Origin of the sequence: Lacrimispora sinapis (assembly GCF_043633585.1) — a bacterium.
Lineage (GTDB): Bacteria > Bacillota > Clostridia > Lachnospirales > Lachnospiraceae > Lacrimispora > Lacrimispora sinapis.
The window spans coordinates 3,122,970-3,147,124 of the sequence record NZ_CP141832.1; the positions used below are offsets into that span (position 1 = coordinate 3,122,970).

The 24,155-nt window shown below is 32.2% G+C and carries 23 protein-coding genes; 1 reads left to right on the forward strand and 22 read right to left on the reverse strand.

What is annotated here, in order from left to right:
- Positions 1-91: 91 nt before the first annotated feature.
- From tnpB to VIG27_RS14795, 18 genes are all read right to left on the reverse strand, one after another.
- A complete protein-coding gene (gene tnpB / locus VIG27_RS14710; protein ID WP_394523262.1) occupies positions 92-379 on the reverse strand; it encodes an IS66 family insertion sequence element accessory protein TnpB in 288 nt (95 codons plus the stop codon).
- A 191-nt stretch (positions 380-570) separates the two neighbouring features.
- On the reverse strand, positions 571-759 hold the full coding sequence (tnpA, locus tag VIG27_RS14715; protein WP_394523263.1) for an IS66 family insertion sequence element accessory protein TnpA: 189 nt from the start codon (positions 757-759) through the stop codon (positions 571-573).
- A 128-nt stretch (positions 760-887) separates the two neighbouring features.
- Entirely contained in the window at positions 888-1,148 is a 261-nt protein-coding gene (locus tag VIG27_RS14720) for a DUF4062 domain-containing protein (RefSeq protein WP_394523264.1), read from the reverse strand.
- 182 nt (positions 1,149-1,330) lie between these two features.
- Positions 1,331-2,389: a hypothetical protein gene (locus VIG27_RS14725; protein WP_394523265.1), complete on the reverse strand. Its 1,059-nt coding sequence runs from the start codon at positions 2,387-2,389 to the stop codon at positions 1,331-1,333.
- Between the two features lie 2 nt (positions 2,390-2,391).
- Positions 2,392-3,231, reverse strand: a complete 840-nt coding sequence (locus VIG27_RS14730; protein WP_394523266.1) for a hypothetical protein — start codon at positions 3,229-3,231, stop codon at positions 2,392-2,394.
- Between the two features lies 1 nt (position 3,232).
- Positions 3,233-4,936: a thiamine pyrophosphate-binding protein gene (locus VIG27_RS14735; RefSeq protein WP_394523267.1), complete on the reverse strand. Its 1,704-nt coding sequence runs from the start codon at positions 4,934-4,936 to the stop codon at positions 3,233-3,235.
- The gene (locus VIG27_RS14740) at positions 4,937-6,493 is read right to left on the reverse strand and encodes a lipopolysaccharide biosynthesis protein (RefSeq protein ID WP_394523268.1); all 1,557 of its coding nucleotides are present in this window, start codon (positions 6,491-6,493) and stop codon (positions 4,937-4,939) included.
- Entirely contained in the window at positions 6,474-7,592 is a 1,119-nt protein-coding gene (locus VIG27_RS14745) for a polysaccharide pyruvyl transferase family protein (RefSeq protein ID WP_394523269.1), read from the reverse strand. Before VIG27_RS14745 ends, VIG27_RS14740 begins: the two co-directional genes overlap by 20 nt.
- 4 nt (positions 7,593-7,596) lie before the next feature.
- The gene (locus VIG27_RS14750; protein WP_394523270.1) at positions 7,597-8,565 is read right to left on the reverse strand and encodes a glycosyltransferase family A protein; all 969 of its coding nucleotides are present in this window, start codon (positions 8,563-8,565) and stop codon (positions 7,597-7,599) included.
- A gap of 99 nt (positions 8,566-8,664) precedes the next feature.
- The gene (locus tag VIG27_RS14755) at positions 8,665-9,393 is read right to left on the reverse strand and encodes a glycosyltransferase family 32 protein (RefSeq protein WP_394523271.1); all 729 of its coding nucleotides are present in this window, start codon (positions 9,391-9,393) and stop codon (positions 8,665-8,667) included.
- Between the two features lie 24 nt (positions 9,394-9,417).
- A complete protein-coding gene (locus VIG27_RS14760; RefSeq protein ID WP_394523272.1) occupies positions 9,418-10,668 on the reverse strand; it encodes a hypothetical protein in 1,251 nt (416 codons plus the stop codon).
- Positions 10,669-10,716: 48 nt separating this feature from the next.
- On the reverse strand, positions 10,717-11,748 hold the full coding sequence (locus tag VIG27_RS14765) for a glycosyltransferase family 2 protein (protein WP_394523273.1): 1,032 nt from the start codon (positions 11,746-11,748) through the stop codon (positions 10,717-10,719).
- Between the two features lie 46 nt (positions 11,749-11,794).
- Positions 11,795-12,196, reverse strand: a complete 402-nt coding sequence (locus VIG27_RS14770) for a DapH/DapD/GlmU-related protein (protein ID WP_394523274.1) — start codon at positions 12,194-12,196, stop codon at positions 11,795-11,797.
- A gap of 279 nt (positions 12,197-12,475) precedes the next feature.
- Complete coding sequence (locus tag VIG27_RS14775) at positions 12,476-13,573, reverse strand: glycosyltransferase (protein ID WP_394523275.1); 1,098 nt, start codon at positions 13,571-13,573, stop codon at positions 12,476-12,478.
- Positions 13,574-13,590: 17 nt separating this feature from the next.
- Positions 13,591-15,504 (reverse strand): HAD-IA family hydrolase, encoded by a 1,914-nt coding sequence (locus VIG27_RS14780; protein ID WP_394523276.1) that lies wholly within the window; start codon positions 15,502-15,504, stop codon positions 13,591-13,593.
- Entirely contained in the window at positions 15,501-15,998 is a 498-nt protein-coding gene (locus VIG27_RS14785) for a glycosyltransferase (RefSeq protein WP_394523277.1), read from the reverse strand. Before VIG27_RS14785 ends, VIG27_RS14780 begins: the two co-directional genes overlap by 4 nt.
- Before the next feature lie 11 nt (positions 15,999-16,009).
- Positions 16,010-16,486, reverse strand: a complete 477-nt coding sequence (pssD, locus tag VIG27_RS14790) for a PssD/Cps14F family polysaccharide biosynthesis glycosyltransferase (RefSeq protein WP_394523278.1) — start codon at positions 16,484-16,486, stop codon at positions 16,010-16,012.
- Positions 16,487-16,965: 479 nt separating this feature from the next.
- Positions 16,966-18,039: a hypothetical protein gene (locus VIG27_RS14795; protein WP_394523279.1), complete on the reverse strand. Its 1,074-nt coding sequence runs from the start codon at positions 18,037-18,039 to the stop codon at positions 16,966-16,968.
- A gap of 275 nt (positions 18,040-18,314) precedes the next feature.
- Here VIG27_RS14795 and VIG27_RS14800 point away from each other — a divergent pair, with 275 nt between their 5' ends.
- Entirely contained in the window at positions 18,315-19,742 is a 1,428-nt protein-coding gene (locus tag VIG27_RS14800) for a flippase (protein WP_394523280.1), read from the forward strand.
- Here the strand turns inward: VIG27_RS14800 and VIG27_RS14805 are convergent.
- The 4 genes from VIG27_RS14805 to VIG27_RS14820 all read right to left on the reverse strand — a co-directional run bounded on the left by VIG27_RS14805 (position 19,712) and on the right by VIG27_RS14820 (position 24,149).
- A complete protein-coding gene (locus VIG27_RS14805; protein ID WP_394523281.1) occupies positions 19,712-20,845 on the reverse strand; it encodes a glycosyltransferase in 1,134 nt (377 codons plus the stop codon). The genes VIG27_RS14800 and VIG27_RS14805 overlap by 31 nt on opposite strands.
- Positions 20,842-21,816 carry a glycosyltransferase gene (locus VIG27_RS14810; RefSeq protein ID WP_394523282.1) on the reverse strand — a complete coding sequence of 325 codons (975 nt, stop codon included), beginning with the start codon at positions 21,814-21,816 and terminating at the stop codon, positions 20,842-20,844. The genes VIG27_RS14805 and VIG27_RS14810 overlap by 4 nt, the downstream gene beginning before the upstream one ends.
- A 17-nt stretch (positions 21,817-21,833) precedes the next feature.
- Positions 21,834-22,937: a glycosyltransferase family 4 protein gene (locus tag VIG27_RS14815; protein ID WP_394523283.1), complete on the reverse strand. Its 1,104-nt coding sequence runs from the start codon at positions 22,935-22,937 to the stop codon at positions 21,834-21,836.
- Between the two features lie 78 nt (positions 22,938-23,015).
- Complete coding sequence (locus VIG27_RS14820) at positions 23,016-24,149, reverse strand: hypothetical protein (protein ID WP_394523284.1); 1,134 nt, start codon at positions 24,147-24,149, stop codon at positions 23,016-23,018.
- Positions 24,150-24,155: the final 6 nt, after the last annotated feature.

Genomic DNA, 24,155 nt, shown 5'->3' on the forward strand with positions numbered 1-24,155 from the left:
TCGCAAAGAATTGGAGGAAAGCGCTAGCATTTCCTGATAACAATTATAAAGGTAAACGGCGCAATTTAAAATCCACCCTTAAATTAGGCGCTTACGACAGACCTTCCATAAGCCAACGGAATTCCTGTCTTGTAAGGTTCTGGACCTCACAAGAATTACTTGACCATTGGAAACGGCCAGCATCTAATCGTCTGTAAAGAAGCACAAAACCATCTTTATCAAAGTGCAATGCCTTCAGCCTGTCACGTCTTTTTCCGCAGAAGAGAAAAAGTGAATTGCTGTAAAGATCCAACTCGAAGGAATCCCGGACAATCTCCATGAAACCATCAATGCTGCGCCTCATGTCCGTGTAGCCACAGACCAGATAAATCTTGGCCACACCGGAGAGGTCACCTAACACAGCTGCTGCAACGCAGAAAGCGTTGCTCTGATAATGGCGGCATCTGCATCATTGCTAATCGCTACAACGATACCATGAAATTCAAGACGGATTAGGATAGAATCCGGTGGATTATTAGGATTAAGTACTTTTGTTTCAGACAATTCATTGTAGTGGACTGGTACAACTTCCTATTTCTTTAAAACCTTCGGAACGGATGCTGGTACAGCAGATGCATTCCTGCGCAGTCTTTTGATGTTGTAATAAAAAGAGCTGGTAGAAATGCCGTTCTGATGACACCATGCATAATCAGATAAGCCGCTAACGCGGCACTTCTGGATGCAGTTCATCCAGTATTGATCTTTTTGAGCTTTTGTCAATGATTAAATCCTCCAAAAAATAGTTGGAGTAAAATGATTCAAAAGTTTGAAATTAATAGCAGTGAAATGCTACAACTTTTGCCGTTCAAGATTAGAACTCAGAGTGATTTACTCCAACTATCCTAATCTTACGGCAAGGAGGAGTAAATGACACTACGGTAGTTTAAGTAGCGGATACACAATAAATGCAAGAATAGGTATTTCTGTTCTATAGCATAATTAAATTCTTTTTTCGTATAGCTTATGCCCGTAGATTTTTCAATGGAACCATATCTATTTCCAATTATCAAAATGTAATAATCGGAAGAATCTATAGCTTTCTTAATGATTTCCCATTGATCCTCGTCAGCGGCACTAAACATTTCCATGCCAATGGGGAACTGGTTCATTGTAAGAATTGTCTAAATTGCTATGTTGCGTTCTTCTTTTAAATCTTCATATGTTGATGATATAAAGAATTGGTATTTCTTGTCCAAATGGTCACCTTCTTATGTCTTGTCAAATTTAATATAATCATCAAATATTTTTTCTCATGTCTTTTGCTTCTTTAATAGACATTTCTGTATTTATCTTATCCTATAAATCTCCATTTAAGGTATCTCAACTTGTTGAAATGTCCTGGAATTTCATCTAGTGGTGTAAATTCCCCTGCTTGACGGTCACACCATGCCTCATACCTCGTATTATTATTAATTAACCACATTGGATTTTCTAAAAACTCTTCCAAACACTTACCGAGTCCAACAAAGCATAGCTCATAATCATATTTTCCTATTACAGCTTCAATTTTTGAATTATCGAAAGTCCTATTATATAATCTATCATAACGTATCTGCCAGGGATTCCACACTCTTTGTAATTCTGTTGAATCTTTTACCATTTTTACCTTTGGTCTTCTTCCTGTTTTCTGTTCAATCTTTTCACAATAAAAATTCAGGATTTCACCCCAAGTATACGATTCAGCTGTTGTAATATGAAAAGCCTGTCCATAAGCTTTCACATTTCCAATCAGTTCAACAACTGCGCCTGCTACATCTGGTCCAAAAGTCAGCGATGTTTTTTTATTTGCGATATCCTCCGGGAAAATGATTGTTCTTCCTTCCAAAGCTCTTCTCAACCAGTTTTCCTTTTCATAGACACCAAGTTGAATTCGATAAGTATTATAGGTAATGTAAGGACGAATGATCGTCCAATTTTTCTTTTTTGAGGCAAATAGTAAATTTTCCTCTTTTCCCTTTGCAAGACCATATTCATCTGTAGCTATATACTCTAGATCTTTGCAAACATCCACTAATCTAGGCGAATCTTCTTTAATTGCTACGCTGGAGTCTGCATAGCATCTTGAAGAACTAAAAAAGAAATACTGGTCTGTATGGTTTAGCAAACTATCCAGTCGCTGTTGAAGTTCTTCCGTTCCATAAACCATGAAGTCAACGATAGCGTCATAATTTCTATTCATTAACTTTTCAAAAAAAACAGGATCTTTTGCATTTCCACAAACATATATAACATTTCCTGAATTTTGTTTCTGCGATCTAGTAGTCACATATACAGTATCTCCTCTTTGCGATAATAGTTTAACCAAAGGAACTCCCATCGCTCCTGTTCCACCTAAAACCAATACTTCCAAACCTATCCCTCCTTATAAAGCACAAGAAGTCCCTTGTTCTTACTCAATACCAGCCTTTTCATATCATCTGGTTTCAAGCAATCATTTTTAACCTCACACGTTTCAAATTTCATAGCCGTTGCATAGTCGATAATCATCTTATTCTTTTCTTGAGACACAACAATGTAACAGATCAAGTCATTCATGTTTATATTGCCGAGCGTGTTAATATCATGAATAAACTCATCTTCAGTAATTAATCCAATATATTTTTTTCGTATTCTCGCCAAGGAAGCTCCCAAAACATTTGCCATTGCCCCCTCATAGCAGTCGGGCATTCCTCCATATACTACTTTTCCCATATATTGAACTTCACTCTTTTTTATACCAGGTGAAATATACAAATATGTATTTTTATCCAGCACAGAACTTAGAACCATTTGCAAAGCATCACATTCTTTTTTTTCGTACTCTGGATTCTCCACGAGCAGTTCGATATGCATAGGAAACTTACCGTTAAGTAGTTCTAAAACATCATCATAATTTAATGCTGTGTAATGCCCTACAACAGCATCGTTTAGTTCTCTTGTATAATCGAGTTTTTTTCCAACAGTAACTAAAGCAACAGGAAGTTTTCTATAAAAGGCCTCGGTCATTCCGGAAAATGCACTTCTTGATGCATTGCCGGCATTCACACAAACTGCAACCTTGCTTTGATTCTGTGCACTAATTCCTGTTGCAACATAAACCGCTGATCTAGCGTCAATTATCGATATACAATTTAATCCGTTGCTTTTACACTCCTGTACGAATGATATATTCTCTAAATCTTCTGTATAAATTAAAGTTGTCACTCTATCCATATTATGAACCTCGGATTATTTTCTTTATAATTCTGCCCACAGTACTCCTTTTAAATTTGGACTTCATTGAAGTATCACTTTCAATGCTGTTCATCAACTTCAAAGCATCACTTTCATTCTTATCCGTTGTGAAAACCTCCATCAAAACTGGAGCATTACTCTTTGCCAACCAGTTATCTTTAAGTGCAGCAAACTCTTCCTTACTAGTTGCGGAAAAATAACGAATTTTCAAATTGTCACAGAGACTTTTAACAACATCAGGATTCTTAAAGCCATTATGACCTTTTGCTGCCATAAATTTATCAGCATCTGCTCCGAAATATGCTGCACGATGATTATAATTCTTAAACTCTGTTCCAACACCGTTGTTGATAAGCATAAAGTGAACATTGGGAGGAATTTCATTGAACAACGTATCTAAATCATAGAAGAACGATAAATCGCCCACTATCATAAAATGCTCAATGTCTTGATTGGTAATTGCAGATCCGATAAAAGAAGAAACACATCCATCAATTCCATAGCCCCCCGAATTTGAATAGCATAATACGCTACTTGGCGTTTCAAAATAATTCCAAATACGCAACGTATTCAGAATGCTAAGATGGAGGACGGAATTTTCAGGAATATATTGAGCTGTTTCCTTCGCAATCCACATATTTGAGAATGGAAGCTCTGGTATTTTTTCTCTTAATTTTTGTTCAGTATCATAGCATGTTTTAATTATTGTGTTATTTTCGCTTTCATCAGTATAGTGTTCAAAAAAGTCCTGCTCTTCCATCTCAAATACATAAGTTAGGTTTCGATAAGGATCTCTTATTACACCATCCCTGTTGACACGCCATGCTTCTTTTCCATAAAAATTTAGGTAGGCTCCATGAACATAGCCAATATATATAATCAGATCAAAATATCTTGTTCCTAAATCTCTTTCCTGGCTGTTTACAAAATTGGCCAAAAATCTATATTTACCACGATAATTACTAATTTGATCGCATATTACAACTGCATTATTTGTTTTGCAGAAGCCATCAATTGCTGCTGTTTCTTCTGCAGTAAATTTTTCATGTGCACCCACAAAGATTCCAATATTTCCTTTTGGAATCTTTGGAAAATCCTGATTTATGACTCTATAGATAACTCTAAAACGTGGAAGTTCCTTGATTACAAAATTGTTGGAGTATGTTGTAAACAAATTAATATGAACAGGTCCAGCTTCACCGTGATACAACTCAAGAATTGCATCATTGATAGCAGTTACTGTATACTGCTTATCTTCTTCGCAATACACTGCTGAAATTTGATAGCTCTTTTTCACCATATCTGAAAATTGCTCAGAGCGATCAATAATCTGCGCAACGTAATTTCCAATTCTCCCTCCATGTTGTGTTGATGTAACAGCAAGAACAGGAAGATGCCTATAATATGCCTCGGTCAGTCCCGGAATATAATTTCTCGATGCTGTAGCTCCAGTGCAAGTCAAGACAACTGGTTCATCTGCTTCTTCTGCTAAACCACATGCCATAAAAGCAGCTGCACGCTCATCGACAGCAGAATAAATTTCAAAATAAGGATCAAATTGAATTGATCCAACAAAGGAAATATTCGTGGTTCCAGGAGACGCAATCACTTTTTTTATACCGTGCGCCTTCAAAAGAGAAACCAGTACCAACGTATTGATTTCATCAGTATAATAATGATTCATTTACGACCTCACCTTCATTACAATAAAATCAAGTTTTCCATGTAACATTTTATTTATAAGCAAGATACTTTGTGTGAATTCGCTTTTTCGATTATAAACTATCAAAAACATAACATTAGGAACAATAAGGCAAATAATAAATCTCACAATCAATGTTATCCAAAGTCCAAAATTGACAAAATTACACACAACAACAGAAATTATACTTGCAACGATTGAAATAAAAACATAAAATGCTAAAGAAGCCAGATATTTTCTCATGTTTTTCTTTTCAAACATTGTGGTAAACAAATTATGAACAAGCCACGGCATACCGACTAAAAGCATTGACAAGACCGTAGATAGAATAATTCCGTATAACCCCCAAAACTGCACCATGACTAAGTTCATACCTAAGTTAGCAATTGCTGTAACAAGCGGTCTAAATCTATCTTCATGCCAAATACCTCCGGCATCCTTGTACGTATTAAGCAACTGATTCACTTCGCATACATAGAAATAGGTAACAAAGCAAATAACAATAGAAAAATCGAGCATTAGGTCTTTTCCAACCCATAATTCCATAAATGGCTGGTATAGATTCAAAAAGCAACAAGAACAAAATCCTGATATCCAGCAAATAATAAATGTAAACACATTCAAATCTTTAAAATTCTTTTCTTTTGTCTCAACAATCAGACTATTTCCAATGCCTGCGGTGACTGCTGAAAAAACAATTGTTATAAATCCTGTAATTGATGTTAAAATGAAATAATAATTCTGATATACAGCTAATGCCGTTAAACCTAAAAAGGCAGAAATAACAATTGTATCCGCAGAATTGACAATAATTCCTCCAATTTTTGAAGTAAACAAATCTCTAATTTTACCATTAATTTTAGATACTTCTTGTTGTGGCAATCCACCTTTCGGACTGAATTGCGGATACAGCTTATCTGCAACTACTGCCGTCACAATATTAGTAATAGCCTGCGTTGCCAGCATAACGACAACATATAAGTAATAATCTCTAAACAACCATAGAACTAACAGCTGCAAAGCATACTGAATTGAACTTGTTACCAACGTGACTTTACTAACAATATCTGTTCTCTGATGAGCTTGCAAAATACTGTTTTTGTATGCGTACAGCCAATAGGACAATACTGTAGCTCCAAGGTTCAGAAGATAAAGAACATAAATATTAAGATTATTTGGAAAATCACCAGAAATCAGCTTCGGAATAAATGGTGTTAATACACAACCAATAACAGCAATAGCAAGGCCAATCACCCTATAGTAAGTTCTATACAGCTTCATTAATTTGCAAATTGTTATATTATCATCTTCAGCAATTGGCTTATACATACTATATATCATAGCAGAACCCACACCAAGTTCTGCTAAATTCAGCACTTGGAGAATTGATGTAAAAAATGAATTCAATCCAAGATACTGAACACCCATGAGATAAATCATGGCTGTACGCATTAAAAAAGGCACTACAATCTGGTATGCTTTCAAAATAATACCAAATACTATATTCCTTACTGCATTCTTAGTTCTCTCTATCTTCATTATTTAACTCCAATATTTTTTCCAAAAAACTAATTGAATATCTAAATAGTTCGTCAAAATCATTTGAGGCTTCAACTTGAGTCCCACCATAAATATGATCTAATAGGCCCTTACTTGATAAAAATTCTTCCAATCTACTAAACATTTTCTCAAATCCAGGCTGAATACGTCTAAAAACGGTAAATTTTTTATTGAACAGTGTTGAAAAAACAGTACAATGAAACGAATCAGTAAAAATATAATCCGCATTTTCAATTAAACTTAAAAATTCACTTGGTCCACATTTTGATATCATACGATTATTATCCGAAAAATCTATTATATTTATTATTTTTAAAGATTTCACTGTCTCCTTCATATACTTTTTATACTCTTCAATTACATCACCCAAAAAATAAACAAATGCATAGTTACTTTGTTCTTTTACAACATTAGATGCTTGTCCTGCTATTTCTTTCCATTCTAATGGGCTTAACAAAAGTGTAGGATCTAATACTTTTGGCACATCTCTTTTCAAAATATCTCTTACAATGTTACAACCCGTTTTTTCTCTACAGGATATTAGTTTCATACCATTTAACCCAACTTTATGCTGTTGTAAATCATTACTAGGGATTTGTTCAAAGCCAAAACTGGCTGCATACGAAAATCTTTTTTCTTTAGGCATAAACTCTAAATAATAAAATGGTAACTCATTGACATCGTCATGCCATTTATGCCAGATTTGATCACTCCCAGCTATGGCAATATCAAATTCTGTCCATTTTCGCTCAAAAGCTTCTTGATTATTTGTAATTCTTATTACATTTTTTATATTCTTTTTGTTGAAATTTTTATTTGCCTTCCTTATATTATTAGTTACGCAAAATTGATTATATTCATCAAGATATTTCCGATTTACAAATATCCCCAAAATGCCTTTTAGTTGCATTTTTATTATATGTTTAAATGATGGTTGTGTTGTATAACAATTGTCCAAAGTCACTACATTAACATTATGTGCTTCCAATAAATGATATAAAGCATAATTTTGCAATCTATTACCTATGTTATTATTGTCAAATAGCGTGACCAACAATACATTTTTTTTTCTTCCCATATTTTTATAAACCTCTTCTAAAAAAGAATAAACTCTTAAAAGCTCTTTTTATATTTTTTTTCCAATTATTTACAAATATATTTTTTATTAAGCATATATAATTCCTCTTTAATTCAAATATTAGCTTATTTTGTTTATTTCGATCAATCTTTTCATTTTCTAAATAATCAATGGCAAAACAAGCCATTTTCATTTTAAGTAAACTTTTCGTTTTTGAATCCAATTTGCAATCAAAATCAATTTTTTTTAATGCAGTTATATATTTTAATTCATCATTTTTGTTAAACATAATATGTTCATTATGCGTAACGCTACTAGAATTTTGCATATAGCAATATAAAGGAGTACTAATCACCCTAACAGAACAAGTATCCTTCATTGAATTTAATACAATTGCGTTAAAATGCATGTCTTCACAAAAGCTTAATTCATTATGAAATTTTTTATCTTTTAATGATTCGGCTCTGTAATATTTATTCCAGACACTTCCCATCACAGAATCATTTATAATAGTTAATTGTAACGCCTTCTTAGCAGATATCGTCTGTTCACTAATCCCTCTATATTCCTTAATAATGCAATTATTTGCAGCAATATACCCTGTGTTAAATCCACCGAACACAGCAACAATTTCAGGATTCATAAGAAATTCATTAACAACCAAGGATATCGCATTTTTTTCCAAAAAATCATCAGAATCACAAAAACCTATAATGTCCCCACTAGCCACTGATAGTCCCATATTTCTTGCCTCGGAAACCCCTGCACTTTCTAATGATTTAACTATAACATTGGTATACTGTTTTGCATACTTCAAACACAAAGCTTTAGAACAATCAATGGAGCCATTTTCAATTAAAACACACTCAACATTCTTGTAGTCCTGTGTCAAAACACTGTCAACGCACTGAATGAAGGTTTTTTCTGCATTATTTACGGGTATAATAATTGATACTTTTAGTAATTCTTTCATAGCTAGATTTCCTTTCATTAGATACGCAGTGTTTAAAATCCTATATATCTTTGCAACCAAATTTAAAAGGTAAAGGACACTCAGCAACTCACCTAAATTTCAAAATGGTTTGAATCCTTTCACTCGCAATTCATAACCAATATTCTTTCTAATAATTTCAATAGTTTTTCTTATTCCTGTAAACTGCTTGGTATTTAAGAAAACATATCCTTTCCTTGTCAGCCCCCAGTTTGCATTAAACCAATGTATTGTATATGTTTCATCTGTTTCAACTTGATCTGTTTTATAATCTTTAAACGGATCATAGGGAGAAAGGACATTTCTATCCAAAATAACACAATGATTATTTAAATCTGGTCTTTCTTTTAAAACGTTACTAAAAATAATAGGATTATTATAATAATTAACTTTCCAAATTTTCACAGAATAAAAGTCCAGCAACTCTTTAATAAACGGATTACTTTTCTCAGCACCAATAATTCCTGTTCCTATGTAATTGTTCATCTCATAACCTAGAAACATAGGATTAATCAACAAATCATCAAATGGTTTGATAACTTGAACATCTGTATCCATGTAAATGCCACCTTCATGACATAGAATCCAAAGACGCAAATAATCGGACATAAATGCCCATAATTTATACTTCATGCAATATGAAAAAAAACGATTATTAAATGCTATTTTATCCAACGGTAAATTATCTTCATTCCATTCAATAATTTCATAATTATTAAGAATGGATTTCCATCCATTTATGCATATTTGCGAAGCTCTATCCTTTTTATTTTTTCCAAGCCATATATAATGTATCTTTTTGGGAATCATATAAATCTCTCCATTAATTTACTGCTAATTTTTCTGTATTTTTTTGATAGCATAGGGAATTCCAAGTAGCATCCCTGCAAAAAACGCAGTATAAGTATCTCTCAATGTTGTATTGTAAAAGAATAAAAGTAAGATAATTATAGTAATTGCAACTGATATATCCATCCATGCTTTTTGTTTGGGATCATAGATTATTTTTCTATTCTTAATTGACAAAACCAATGTGCTTACAATAACCCCTAAATTTGCAAAGACTCCAAATAATCCTGTCTCCAAAAAAATATTTGAACTGGAAAAAAAAGTATATTGTAAGTTCTGATGAATATTGTAAAATGAAGAATGAGTAGAGCAGTTTCCCAAGCCAAATCCAAAAAGCCAACCACATAAGTCATCTTTAAAGAATGAGTTACCCAACTGAGAAAACACTTTCACACGACTTATCTTATATACTCCTGTATTACCACTATTAAATCCCAAATATTCTAGTATATTGGGCAAGGATAACAAAAATAATCTCTCAGTATTAAATTTCATAAACAAATAAAGCCCTATCACAATACCACATAATCCACCTGATATAAAAAATAATTTTCTTTTTGATATATACTGATGTTTGGATTTATTTAATAAAAATAATATCGCACCAATTATTGCAGCTTCAAAAAACACCATATTGATCTCAGCCATAATAGCAATATAAAAAATAACAACAACATTAATAATTAATTTCTTTTTTGAAAAAATATATTTTAAATAGTATTCAATAGTAACACAAAAAACAAACACGCACAATATATTTTGAATTGCATTGACACCTTGGTTATTTCCAAATGTCCCTCCAATAACATCCTGCCTTAATCCTTGGAAGAGGAACTGATATGTCATAACAATAGCATTCACGTATAGCAACGTTTCCACGTACTTAAATAATTTTTCAAGGTGCTTTATATTGAATGCCAATGCAGAAATCATTATAGCAATGATCATTCTAAAATATGGCCTAACACTGTAAAAAAGATTTGAAAATGATACCCCTCCATTAACAATAATAGATATTATTCCAGAAAAAGCAAAAACAAATAACCAGAACTCGAGAATACTATTTCTTTTTTTCGATAAATAAAACACTACTAATAATAGCACAACCGCATAAGCATCAAATAGGGGCATGACCGCATAAGACATACCAAAATTATCTGTAAAAAACCTAACAAATAGCGGCAAAAATATTAGTGCATATATATATTTATATAAATTACTATTTGAAATCTTCATACTAATAAATACATGATTGCACAATGTTAATCATGTTCTCCCTTCTGTTTAAATGCCAAAAATATTTTTTGCTTTCATCGTAATTTTCAATAAAAAATAATTTTGATGTCTAATCAAATAATTAATTACCCTAGATGCCATTCTAATATCGTGATCATCATATTCACTCATTATTTCTTGTAACGTATTATTTTTGCAAATTCTACGCACATTTTCATTAGCAATATTCTTTCCATTCGAACCTGCAAATTTGTATTCCAATTTTATTGAATACCTAGCAATAGCAATAACTGTATTCTGCAATCTGACCTTACAAAGATTTTCTATATTAAGATTCTTTGATTTGTCTATCAAAAGTTTATATAGCCTTATTTGACTTTCAAAACGATCGCCTCGATACTTTGTTGTCAATGAGTCCTCGTTATCACAATAATAGTAATCTGTTGTATCTAATATGCAAACTCCTTTTGACAGTGGATAATATTCAAAGTCGAATACAAGATCCTCACTAACATATTCTCTTTCAGAAACAAATCTTAAATGGTTATTTTGAATAATCTCATTTGAAAGAAGAACCATGCACACAGACATTTCAATGTAGTCATTTCCATGAGCATCCGCCCCACACATTCTTGGAAGAATATGTTCTTTAATCTTATCTTTATATACTTTTCCTGAACAAACATTAAGATGTTCGACTTGTTTATCTTTATATACTTTTGTGTGGCCAGCCATACAAGTGTCTGTTTCAGTTTCTTTCATAAAACTATACATCTTCTCGATTTGCTTATTACCAATATAATCATCGCCATCAATAAAAGTTACATATTTACCAGATGCACAATCAAGACCAGAGTTTCTTGCAAATCCCAATCCACCGTTTTTTTTATGAATTACCTTAACACGAGAATCCTGTTTTTGATACTCATTACAAATCACTCCACTATTATCTGGAGAACCATCATCGACTAAAATTATTTCAAGATTTTTATAAGATTGATTAATAATTGAATCAACGCATCTATGTATATATTTCTCAACTTTGTAAATTGGAACAATAATACTGATCAATTCATCCATTATTGGTTCTCCTTTCTGATTTATACTATACTACTCAAAAATTCTTCTATATTCTTATACTGTTTTTTATTTTTATCATTACTTCATTAGTAAATGTCTCGTTTCCAGTAATCCTGTTCATGTTCTTCCAAATTTCTGGAAGAGTATCTGGTTTATCGGAAAATAGCCAAAAGAATTCATGCAAAGCAATTTCATCAGGTTCTTTACCTTTTCTTTCTCTATACAGTCTAACAGGTTCAGTTGCCTCTTTTTTCTGTTCAGATTTTCTTTTTTCATGGTATTCGGCTAAACTCATTATGACTCTGCAGGGATTACCAGCTGCCACACAGTTATCTGGAATGTTTTTATTTACTAACGAGTTTGCCCCAATGATTACATTGTTTCCAATGTGAACTCCTTTTAAAATCGTAGTATGCATTCCAATGAAAACATTGTTTTCAATTTCCACTCCCCCGATGAACCAAGGACTTCACCATATACACCTTTAAGCACTGACCAATCAAAACCATGAGACAAGATTGTTACTCCTGCAGTAATTTGAACATTATTACCTATACAAATCATTCAAGGGCGAGTTTCATCTATAATTGTTGAACGTGGATCAAAAATAGTAGTTCTGCATCCTATTTGCATCCCAATTTTTTTCAGATAACTGATATAAGTTTCTGAACTATATCTAACCCCATATTTCAGTTTTCTATATGCTTCTTTTAACCACATACCCACTTCACTCCGTATATATCTTTTTAAATTCGTCTGCCATATTAGTGGAACTAGCTTTTTCGAAATCTAGAAAAGATCCAATGTCACTTCTACTACTAACAAAATCAATGCTTTGTATTTCTTTTTTCCAAGTCGCAATATCTAAATGTAATTTACTAAAATATTTTGAACACCTTGTTTCATCGGTAACCTTATCGGATACAATAGTGTATAAACCATTTACCTGTGCTTCTAATGCACACATTGGTAGGCCTTCAAATCTTGAAGGCAAAATAAAAGTATCCATTGCACTCAAATAATCCGGAACATTCGTTACAGCACCAGCAAATATCACATTGCCAATGCTAGCATCATCGTCAATTAACTTTTTTAAATCACATCCGCTTGCCCTATTTCCGACAAATAAAAAAATGTACTGCTCATCATTTTGGAACGCCTTAACAAGATTATATATAAATTCCGGGCTTTTTTGGGGGGAAAAATCACTGACACTTCCTATCACCTTTTTCCTCTCTATTTTCAATTCTTTTCTGACATTTTCTCTCGCTGCAGGATTAAATTTAAACTTATCGATATCTACACCATTACGTATAATAGAAACAGTTTCAGTAGTATCAAACATCCATTGAGCCGCAATTTTTGAGCAAGCGCATTTATATTTAGCTGATTTTATAATTGGCTTGGTAATCAAATGTAATAAATAATTGATTGTTTTGTAATGTCCATTGATTCCACTGGAATGAGAGTGAACAACTATACGCTGAATTCCCGCTCTCTTTGCAGCCAGATAGTAAACACTAATTTTCCATGCTGTATCTGAATGGATGTGAACTATATCATAATTATTGTCACATAAGTACTTATAAAAGCTCTTGTATAATTCGTATTGTTTTAAAAATCTATTATTACAGTCAAGTTTTCCTACGCATCTACTTCCCATTGATAATAAATGGGTGTACACATCGTTCTCCACAAAATCATCCGGAAAAAAATAGTCAAATATGTATTCGTTCTGCAATTCTTTCTGTGCTTCATATGCAACAGAAAATGCACCACCTTGATTATTTAGATTTGCCTGTAAAATACGTTTTCTTATACTCATAATTATCAAATTCCACCTTACTTATATTTCAACATCGCCTTATACAATTTTTCATATGGCAAGTCAATTTTAAATAATCTCTTCATAAACCCAATTTTCCATCTGCTTGATAAGAAATCATTTTTCAAAGTCTTCAAATGAAGCAGATAAAAGAATATGTTCTGTGGCTTTGCCAAGTATTGAATTTCACCCTCATCAAAGAACCTAAAATCAGCAAACATTTTTATGTCTCGCCGTTTTGGCTTTAAACCAGTCTCAGACAAACCTTTAAATAATGTTTCTGCTGGAAGTTCAATATTAATATTTCCAAATCTTTCTATAAAGTCTAAAGACCCCTTTTGAATATCCATTACACATTTATATTCAAAGGTTGGGTTTCCATTTTCTAAATATTCATATGGCAAACGATTAGATATCACACGGCCATTCTCTTCTTTATAATTTTTTACTGAACCACCCTGTTCCAAGAATAAAGTCTCAAATAAACCTACAAATGCACTTCTCTTATCCATTGCATTTTCATCATGTAAAAAATCAAAGAGGTATCCATTTAAGTCTAATGAAGGAATAACCGCAATGTTTCGTTTGTAATAATCAGCGACACCAATATAGTATCCTTTAATTTTTGATTCAATACCCAATTTATTCAAAGTTTCGATTAAGTATCGTTGCATCCCACCAGACCAACCGATATCTACAATTGCAAAACGTCCTGATAATTTATTTTGGTTAATGAATTTAACCAATAGACGATACTCCTGTTTAGAAACAGTTTCAATATCACTGCTCAATTCTGTATATAAATCATTCAAAGCCTTATTATTATGTAGGTCTTTTCTGTAAAAAGTTGAATTTAACTCAAAACCATATTTCTTGATCAGATTTACATAGTTGTTTATATTCAGTCCTACTCCATCAAATATTGTTGCAAGAGACACCAATTTTGATGGAGAAATCATATTTATCACATGATCTAATTCATAATTCATCCATAAAATTGGAACTCGTAAAGCTCTTCTAGAGACTTCCAGATAATGCGTTTGGACATCATTAAACAAAGTATCAAAAGCCTTTTTAATAATCAGACCATCTCTGGAAAAGAAATAAACATTATCTATGCCAGCATTCTTGATTGACTTATGCAACCACCTAGAATAGCCCCATAAAAACATTCCAAATTTTTCATACCCAAACCTATAATACTCATTTTGCTCAATCGGTGAAGTATTATTCAAAAAAGAATTCAAAACATTACACTCTATATTCTCGCTTTTTAATTGAAAAGTTCCTTTTAAAACATTAGTGGAAATATGAATTGCATCAATTCCTTTTTTTCGAGGGATATCACAATCAGCTTTAAAAGAATCTCCAATATGAATTATTTTTTTTTCATGACCAAGTTCATCGAAAATAAAATCAAACAGTTCTCCAGAATTCTTCGTTTTACCGACAGACGACGATAGGTATAATTTTTTATATCCTTCTATCTTTTCTCTTTTAAGAATTCGAATAATAAAATTTTCAGGTAAATACATATCAGAAGTAATTATTACCATTTTTGATTGTAACGCCTTTTTATACACAGGCATAATCCAATCGTTTTGAATTAGTAATTCTGATTCTGTTTCTAATTCTTCTTTTGAAAAATCAAAAGGCATCTCTTCATATATATCTTTAAGAGTAACTTCTGTATTTTTTTTTGCTCTGGCTCTTTTTTCAGCTTCTATTCTTTCGTTAAAAAAACCTTCTTTATTGTATTTCTTTTCCATGTATTTAAAAACATCCGTTGGTTTTTTTATGTTTCTTTTAAGCAATGTATCAAATATATCGAATGATACTACGTCGTACTCTTCTATTTGTTTGATAATGCCAGCAGTATCAATTGAACGTTTAGTATTCAATTTTGTTTTTATCTGTTGTATTACCTTCATTTTATTATCCCATCTACAATGTTTTCTAAATCATCACAAAACTTCTTGTTATTACTAGTCATTCCATGTCCCATACCTGCAACAATTTCACCATAGTTTGTTATAATTTCTCCAAGTTTGCTGATATCTTCAACTGGAATGATTGTCCCCATTCTTTCTGCCACATTTCTAGCAAACTCAACTTGATGATCATTTACATGTTCTTCAAATTGATGCTGACGAGGTACTACGATAGGCGTTTTGCCAATATGTAAAGGCATGATAAAGCTTGCCGGACCTCCATGTGTAATCACAATGTGAGCCTCTTCAACGTTTTTTATCATCTGCTGATATGGAAATAGCTTGCTCCACTGACAATATTTAGGCTCATATGTACTGAATCCAGTCTGCATAATCACCTCTTCAGTAATAACACCATCTCTTTTTAATTCATCTACTGCCTTCACCAGCCTGTTAAATGGCTGCTCATGCGTTCCTACCGTTACGAATATCATCTTTTCCCTCTCTAAAAAATACTGCCTAGATTAATTGCTTTTGGATACACTTTCTTCTGCTCATCCCACTGTACAATAAACTTGTCAACAATCGGATATACCATCTTTCCTGTCATTGTAGGCTTATCAATACGATCAAACACTTCAATGTAAATCAGCTTTGCTCCCATCATCTTGCCCAGGTAGAAGAAAGGTACAGCTACCGCAGCACCAGACGAAATGATTAAATCCGGTTTTTCTTTGCACAATATTTTCCATGCAATAGCAGTGTTCTTAATTAAAGCCTTAATACTTCTGTTCGTTGGGTAATAGCAAGGGTACATCTTTTCACCCTCTAACAGGCTTTTTGCATCTTCCTTATCAAAGGTTACCCAGAAACGATTCTTGTCTTTCCAAAAAGGTTTCAGCATATACAGGTGTGTTAAGTGGCCTCCGGAAGAGCCCACTAAACAGATTTTGAGATTCTTCTTGTCTGCCGCATGTTTCATCTTGCATAACTCCTAATCAAAATTTTCAACATGTATAGTAAAATCTAAGTGTGCCAACATAGCCTCCTGCGTCACCGCAACAAGCCTCTACACTTTGCAGAAATCACCATACTCTATATTTGGGTGTGTAGTGATATGAAAATCTCTGCAATCTTTTTTACTCCACTCCAAAATGCCTGTGTCGGTACCGAACACAGGCTCTTGACTTTCCTCCTTCTTTGTATTTTTGAGTACTACTTTATCGGTCGAACAGGGTCAACTAAGAAGCCTTCTGCAATTTAAAGATTTCTCTTTCCCGGTGACTGTTTTGATGGTATACTCATCTCACAAATGCTTTTTCTGAAAGTCAAGAGACTGAGAAGCCCTTATTTTACAGGGGATTTCTTGGTTGTCCCTATTATATCTCCAGTTCCTACCACGAAACAATTAGTAATAACTCTTTTTTTATTCATAATAAACAAACCACTCCTCTTATATTTTCATAAATGTTTTATGTTTCTCCAGTTAATTTTTGAGTAACCAAATGCCAATAGCCAGAATATCAAGAACCTATATGTAAAGATATACGTAACAAAAACAATAAAAATAATGATCCCAAAAAGATTTTCATTTACTCTCTTATGAGTACTTTTTAAAAATATTAGCTTTATAAAAGGTACTATATAAATACTAAATAACGACAAACCTCCATGTGCTAAAACAGCTCCTGCTGATGTGGTATATCCTTTATTATTCTTTCTAAACTCAGCCATATAAAACTGAATGACGCTATTATTTTCAAATCCAGTACCAAAAATGAGAGATTTTTTCCATGCCTTAAAACAGGCAATAAAATCATCTAAATGCGAATTATAAGAATCCGCTGCATGCTCTTTTTTGTAGATAATCAGAACAAATACTATTGTAATCAAACATAACACCAAAAAATATACGATCCATTTTCTATCATTATCAACATATACACAAAGCTTTAAAAATATGGCAACAGAAGATAGTATTACACCCAAACTTCCAAAAGTAGACACGATTGTTATAAAGAAAAGCAATATCCTCCATATCTTTAATTTAGGTCTTAAAAATAACTCCGTACATAAGCCAAGTAATAATACAATATTAAACATAGGACTTTCAGGATACAGACCAATATTTCTATACACTGAAATATCAAAAAATTTTATATACTCCCTCTGTTCCGGTCTAAAAAACTGCAATCCCCAATAACTATTAATCTCTGTCATCGGCTCCCACAGGCTCTGAATGACTTTATTCGGCTGAATTATACCTAATATTGGTCCAATCAACCACAGTGTAAGTGATAATACCGATAAAAATACCAAAATATCAGAAATTCTAAAAAAAAGCTGATTATCCATATTTATGTTATTGTAGAGTTTAAATAGCATAATACTAATTGGAAGAAATAAAACAAAAAATTTAATATAACTTCCACGTAGTCCATTAGGAAACTTTAAAAGTATAAATAAAATCAGAGAAAACACAGCAACCAAAGCAGCAGGGTAAATAATTGACTTTAAAGTTTCTATCAAATTCATATTGTAACACCAACAAATAACCGCAATTAGTATCACACTTAATACTAATGACATCTTCTGAAGATTAAACGGACTATTAACTAAATTAGCGTATACACTATTGCAATCCAATATGATAAAAGATGCCAAAATATATTCTATATATGTAATGAAGATTTTCTTATTTCTAATAGGTAACATTCTGACCATTTTCCCTCCATTTTCCATTTAATAAAATGGACAATTACTTCTTAACTATGATATACTTTAAAAACAAAAATACAATGAGGTTTCATATGAATACAAAAAAATCAATAAAAGTCAATTTTATAATGAATGTCCTATTAACTGCATCATCAATTATTTTTCCGCTCATAACCTTTCCTTATATATCGCGCATTCTTTTACCTACAGGCACTGGAAAAGTAGCATTTGCCACGTCTGTCATTTCATATTTTTCTATGTTATCTGCATTAGGTATCCCTGTTTATGGGATTAGAGCCTGCGCCGTGGTTAGAGATGATAAAAACAAATTGTCTAAAATTGCACATGAAATTTTTATTATTAATTTAACTACTACAGTTTTGACATATATAATATTTTTTACATGTCTTGCACTTATTCCTAAATTACACCAGGACAGTGATTTATATATAATATGCGGCTTAACTCTTTTATTTAATCTTTTAGGTATGGAGTGGTTATATAAAGCTTTAGAAGAATATAGCTATATAACAACGCGCTCCATTGTATTTAAAATTGCTGCACTAGTTCTTATGTTCTTACTTGTTCATGCCAAATCAGACTACTTAATTTATGGGGCTATAACCATCCTGGCCGGTGTCGGATCTAATATTATTAATTTTATAAATATAAAAAAACATATAAATACTTTTTACTGTGGGCCTTATAATTTTAGACCACACCTAAAACCAATCATTACTTTTTTTGCTCTTTCTGTCTCTGCCACTATATATACTAATCTTGATATTGTTATGCTAGGATTTTTAAAAGGTGATTTAGCAGTTGGGTATTATAATTCTGCAGTTAAAATCAAAACTATACTGGTAGCTTTTGTAACATCGCTAAGTTCTGTATTGCTTCCCAGAAGCTCCTATTATGTGGAAAAAAATATGACGAATAAGCTATTTGAACTTGCCTCAAAATCAATTCAATTTGTAACATTGACTTCATTACCTTTAATCTTTTATTTTATTATTATGGCAAGAGACAGTATTCTTTTTATTTCTGGACCAGCATTTTATGGTTCAATTCGATCAATGCAGATTATATTACCTACTATACTATTTATTGGTCTTACGAATGTTATGGGAATACAAGTGCTTGTACCTCTTGGAAAAGAGAAACTAGTGCTTTATTCCACTATCCTTGGTGCTTTCGTTGACACATTAATCAACTTTTTATTAATTTCTAATTTAGGAGCTGAAGGAGCAGCCATTGGAACACTGGTAGCAGAGTTCTCAGTACTAACATTACAAACTGCTTTTTTACGTTCTAACATCAAAATACTGTTTAAAGGATTGCAACCCATAAAACTTATTATGTCTTTACTTATATCTACTATTTCATTAAAATTTTTTAATGTAGATTCGGGTATAATTCTGGTTGATTTAGTAATATCTTCCATAACTTTCTTTGGAATATATATGATATCTTTAAAATTTATATTTAATTACGAATTCAATCCTTCCAACAAGTGTTGAAAAATTTGATCACTATATGATTGACTGTAAAAATTTTTAAACAGACTATAACACCTTTTTCTCATGAGAAATCTTTCATCACAACTTAATTTAGCATATTCATTTATGCAACACAAGAAACTATCAGCATCATCTGAGTAATACGAGTCAACACCATGCGTTATCCTATAACCCTCAAATACATGTGTTGTTCCAACTACGGGAAGCCCATAAGAAAGGGCTTCCGCCACCTTTACTTTCATACCAGCTCCATTAAAAACTGGTGCAATAGAAATATCTGCATTTAAAAAATATTGTTCCATAGATTCAGGCGAGTCAACTAATTCTACACCTTTCAATCGATTAACTTTTTCAATTAATTCTCCATTTGGTTTAGATCCGGCAATTATTAATCGTTTTGGAAAATCTAGTTTATTATAGACATTATCCAAAAACCATTTAATTCCTTCATAATTCGGCCCAAACCAAAGAGAACCGTTTATCAGCATATTTAATTCATCAGAGTATGTACCACTTATTTTAATACCTTTAGGTTCTTTTACGCAAACAGGCAAAATTTCCATCTTATTTTCTGCTATTCCATATAATTTATTTAGACGCTGTTTATCTTTTTTTGTCAATACCATAAGCTTACTAGCTGCATTAACTATTTGACGTTCTCTTTTACCAGAAAATATGTAATCAATTAAATTGAATAAATTTTTATTATGTTTAAAGTTTTGATAGGAGTAATCTACTTCAACATTATGAACACGAACAATTAATTTCTCCTTAGGTATATGCTTTAAAACATAATTAAGTTTCGTAAATTCCAATAAGATTATATCATAGTTAGACATATCAAGTTTAAGGTTTTTCCAAGCTCTATACCTCCTGTTCGTATTCATATTTAAGGAATCATAGATACGTAATGGCAAATTATTTGAAGGCTCTAAAACATACATATAGTTATATAACTGCCGTATTTCTTTCTCTTCTATTTCTGGTCCTGCATAATCAACAACATACTTATTATTAATTAAGGAATAAATTGATTGTTTAACACCTATCTTACCTCCTGAAAGACTCCCGGGAGCTTCTGGTGTTATATGAAGCACTCTCATAAATATCTCCTCTGATTTTTTTCTATATATTGCCTGTATTTGACCGGATCTAGTGCTTTACCCCTTCTATTAAGCAAACCATCCACGATTGATCTAATGACTAAATATGACCTAAGTAGATGAGCTCCTCGATATTTGGGCTTTATCAGTGCGGCAGCCAGAACAGCTATCAAATTTAATGTGAGCTCTAAATATGCTAAATTTTTTACTAATATATTATTCTGGAACTCTCTTACCATATAATATTGATTTCTCCAACAATAATAATCTTTCCACCACGATTTTCTATCTCGGCTATTGTTAACTATCGGGGGGTCCTGATGATCAATTATAGCTTTTTTTACCAAATAGCCCTCCAACTGTCTTGTGATTCGAAATGTGTATTCCGTATCATCCCCATAGATAAACATACTTCCATCGGCTACACCAACCCTTTCTACTGCTTTAGCTGATATTAACGGTCCCACAAAAGCATTCGCATCAATGTGGCTAATATCCGCTAATTTCTCATATTGAATTGTTAGCGGTAAATTTTGATATGTTCTTCCTCGAATTAATTTATGATGATACCACTGATATTCATTCAAATCAATGCCATATATAAGTGGTGCAAGATAACCTATATTAAATAGTCCATCTGCTGATTCCAGCAACTTTTCAAGACAATCCTTCCTAGGATATGCATCATCATCCATAAGCCAATACCAATCCGGATTAAATAACTTACGGCATTCATTCATTCCATATTCAAAGCCACCGGCGCCACCCAAATTTTCTTTTAACCAAAATATATGAACATTGTCCAGATTTCCAGCAAACATTTTTAAGCGTTCTTTTTCTGCAATGCTGCTGTTATTATCAACTATTATAATAGTATCTGGTTTTCTAGATTGACTCAGCAATGACAATAAACATCGTTCCAGCGTTTTTGTTCTATTATATGTAACAGTAATAGCAACCACCCGTTCCATATTAGTCTCCTTTGTTATCAATATAAACTACGCAGAGTTTTAATGCTCTTTTCCCACCCAAAATTGTTAATAGCATATACCTTACTTTTTTCACTTAAAGCTTGTCTTTTTTTGTCATCGTTTAGCAACTCTTCTACAGCCAATTGATATTCAGTATTGCTTTCTGCCAAAACAATTATTTTTCCTTCTTCATCAATACCCTCTGCTCCTATTTTTCCTGTAATAACAGGAACACCAAGTGCAAGACTTCTTAGTACTTTTAACTTGATTCCAGCCCCTAATAATAATGGAAAAACCGCAAGTTGACATTTTAAAATATAGGAATCTACCTTTTCTACGTAACCAGTAACATGAATATATTCATTTTCTTCTGCTTTTAGGCACTGGGGAGGATTATTTCCTACAATATAAACTTGCAAGTCCGGTATATTTTTCTTAATTAATTTTGATATTTGTATCAAACGATATGCTGCTTCATAGTTTTCTTTTCTACTCATTTGACCAAGAAAACAAATGTTTTTCCCTTTATTTGTATAGTTTGATTGAAATTCTATTTTCTCATCAATACCATAGTAAGGATTTAATACTCTTACATCCTTGATTTTATAATACTTCTGAATCAATGATTTATCCTTTTCGTTAAAGACAATTACAGTATCCGCTTTTCGACAATAAGAAGCCTCCGCCTTTTTAATTAATTTACACTGCCACTCATAATAGAATTTTATAATACCAGCAGCACTATCCCGCATTCTTTCATATGATTGTATTGTAACATCATGTTCTACCAAGTTAATTTTAATAGAAGGAAATAACCACCTTATCAGACCAAAATACTGTCCCATAGAAGAATATTCGGCATGAACTGCCTCAATGTTATTTTTCTTTATCATAGTAATAATATGAAAAGCAAATCTAATGGAACTTCTGGCAGCAAAAAAGTTTGGCAATATTGGCAAAAACAAAACATGTAGTAATTTTGTCCATTTATTTATATTTACAGTTTTATAAAAATAGTCATTCTTATATTTTACTGCAATATCATGATCAAACTTAGATGTTATAAAAGTTAGAATAAAAACACGATTCCATTTTTTTAGAGTATCAACTTCCTTTCCCATACAAACCCCACCTGCATGGTTTTCATCTATATCCGGAAAGTAAGGCGATATATGTAATATATTCACTAAAATTCTCCTCTATTTATCTATCAGCAATTCATTCATACACTTTTGCATCTGCCTGTTATATGCCTCTTCTGAAAAGAAACGCTCATACAGCAAGCGTATGTTACATCTATTTTTCCTCATCTTCAATCTGTCATTAACTATTCTTTTAGCAATATCAACGTATGGACCACGCTTACAATTAATACCTAACGTATACGTTTCAATAAGCTGCCAGATATCTCCCCCGATATTATTGATCATAGGAAGACCCGCATGCATATAATCAACCGATTTCATTGTAACTCCAACACATACAGATTCCTTCATAATGTTTAGCCCATAATCACATTGCGATAAAATTTCTATTTTTTTGTATTCATCATATATACTGCCATAGTACATGTAAGATATACCCGCTGCACTGAGCTCCGATAGAAACTTATCTTTCTTTTCTCCATCACCAATAATATGCAAAACAGTTTTCATTATTCTATTTAATTCAATCGTTAGTTTATTAATAAAATCAATATCAATGATGTTATTGATTGATCCAAGATAACAAATGTTCAATTCACTTTCTTTTCCTGTAAAATCAGGACATTCCAAAGTGACTTTTCTTGGCCAATAGATCACTGATTTTTTTACCTTTTCAATATATTTTTTTAGTATCATTTGATACAGACCACATTCCAATATTAAATAATCACATTTACATAGATTATCATTTCTTAAAGAAGCCCACAATGTAAATGGCCAGACCTTCTTAAAATACCTAAACGGTAAAGATTCTGGCCATAAATCAATAACATCTGCCACTAACTTAACCTCAGGATTACTATTTTTGTAGATTGCTGCAAATTTAAGCAAAGCATTGGCAGGTATAAGTACATAAATCAAATCGTACATCTGGGCATTTAATAATTTATATACCTTCTTTGCAAAATTGTAATGGGAAAACAATCGTCTAAAGGAAAGATTTCTTTTGTAAGGTATCGTATCAATATAAATAGTGTTCTCAGCCGGTTTATCCCTAATCACTTTTTCTCTATGAATAAAATTAGACTCAATTCTTGTAACATTGTGACCATTTCTCTGAAAAAAAGCAACAATCAAATCTACTCGAGGCTCATAGCTAGTTGAATTAGTAATAATTGCTATTCTCATAATCTA

Excerpts from the sequence above, each read along its gene's own strand:
- VIG27_RS14720 (WP_394523264.1), bottom strand. The coding sequence starts at position 1,148 with ATGAACCAGTTCCCCATTGGCATGGAAATGTTTAGTGCCGCTGACGAG.
- VIG27_RS14730 (WP_394523266.1), bottom strand. The coding sequence starts at position 3,231 with ATGGATAGAGTGACAACTTTAATTTATACAGAAGATTTAGAGAATATA.
- VIG27_RS14735 (WP_394523267.1), bottom strand. The coding sequence starts at position 4,936 with ATGAATCATTATTATACTGATGAAATCAATACGTTGGTACTGGTTTCT.
- VIG27_RS14740 (WP_394523268.1), bottom strand. The coding sequence starts at position 6,493 with ATGAAGATAGAGAGAACTAAGAATGCAGTAAGGAATATAGTATTTGGT.
- VIG27_RS14745 (WP_394523269.1), bottom strand. The coding sequence starts at position 7,592 with ATGGGAAGAAAAAAAAATGTATTGTTGGTCACGCTATTTGACAATAAT.
- VIG27_RS14750 (WP_394523270.1), bottom strand. The coding sequence starts at position 8,565 with ATGAAAGAATTACTAAAAGTATCAATTATTATACCCGTAAATAATGCA.
- VIG27_RS14755 (WP_394523271.1), bottom strand. The coding sequence starts at position 9,393 with ATGATTCCCAAAAAGATACATTATATATGGCTTGGAAAAAATAAAAAG.
- VIG27_RS14760 (WP_394523272.1), bottom strand. The coding sequence starts at position 10,668 with ATGAAGATTTCAAATAGTAATTTATATAAATATATATATGCACTAATA.
- VIG27_RS14765 (WP_394523273.1), bottom strand. The coding sequence starts at position 11,748 with ATGGATGAATTGATCAGTATTATTGTTCCAATTTACAAAGTTGAGAAA.
- VIG27_RS14775 (WP_394523275.1), bottom strand. The coding sequence starts at position 13,573 with ATGAGTATAAGAAAACGTATTTTACAGGCAAATCTAAATAATCAAGGT.
- VIG27_RS14780 (WP_394523276.1), bottom strand. The coding sequence starts at position 15,504 with ATGAAGGTAATACAACAGATAAAAACAAAATTGAATACTAAACGTTCA.
- VIG27_RS14785 (WP_394523277.1), bottom strand. The coding sequence starts at position 15,998 with ATGATATTCGTAACGGTAGGAACGCATGAGCAGCCATTTAACAGGCTG.
- pssD (WP_394523278.1), bottom strand. The coding sequence starts at position 16,486 with ATGAAACATGCGGCAGACAAGAAGAATCTCAAAATCTGTTTAGTGGGC.
- VIG27_RS14795 (WP_394523279.1), bottom strand. The coding sequence starts at position 18,039 with ATGAATTTGATAGAAACTTTAAAGTCAATTATTTACCCTGCTGCTTTG.
- VIG27_RS14800 (WP_394523280.1), top strand. The coding sequence starts at position 18,315 with ATGAATACAAAAAAATCAATAAAAGTCAATTTTATAATGAATGTCCTA.
- VIG27_RS14805 (WP_394523281.1), bottom strand. The coding sequence starts at position 20,845 with ATGAGAGTGCTTCATATAACACCAGAAGCTCCCGGGAGTCTTTCAGGA.
- VIG27_RS14810 (WP_394523282.1), bottom strand. The coding sequence starts at position 21,816 with ATGGAACGGGTGGTTGCTATTACTGTTACATATAATAGAACAAAAACG.
- VIG27_RS14815 (WP_394523283.1), bottom strand. The coding sequence starts at position 22,937 with ATGGGAAAGGAAGTTGATACTCTAAAAAAATGGAATCGTGTTTTTATT.
- VIG27_RS14820 (WP_394523284.1), bottom strand. The coding sequence starts at position 24,149 with ATGAGAATAGCAATTATTACTAATTCAACTAGCTATGAGCCTCGAGTA.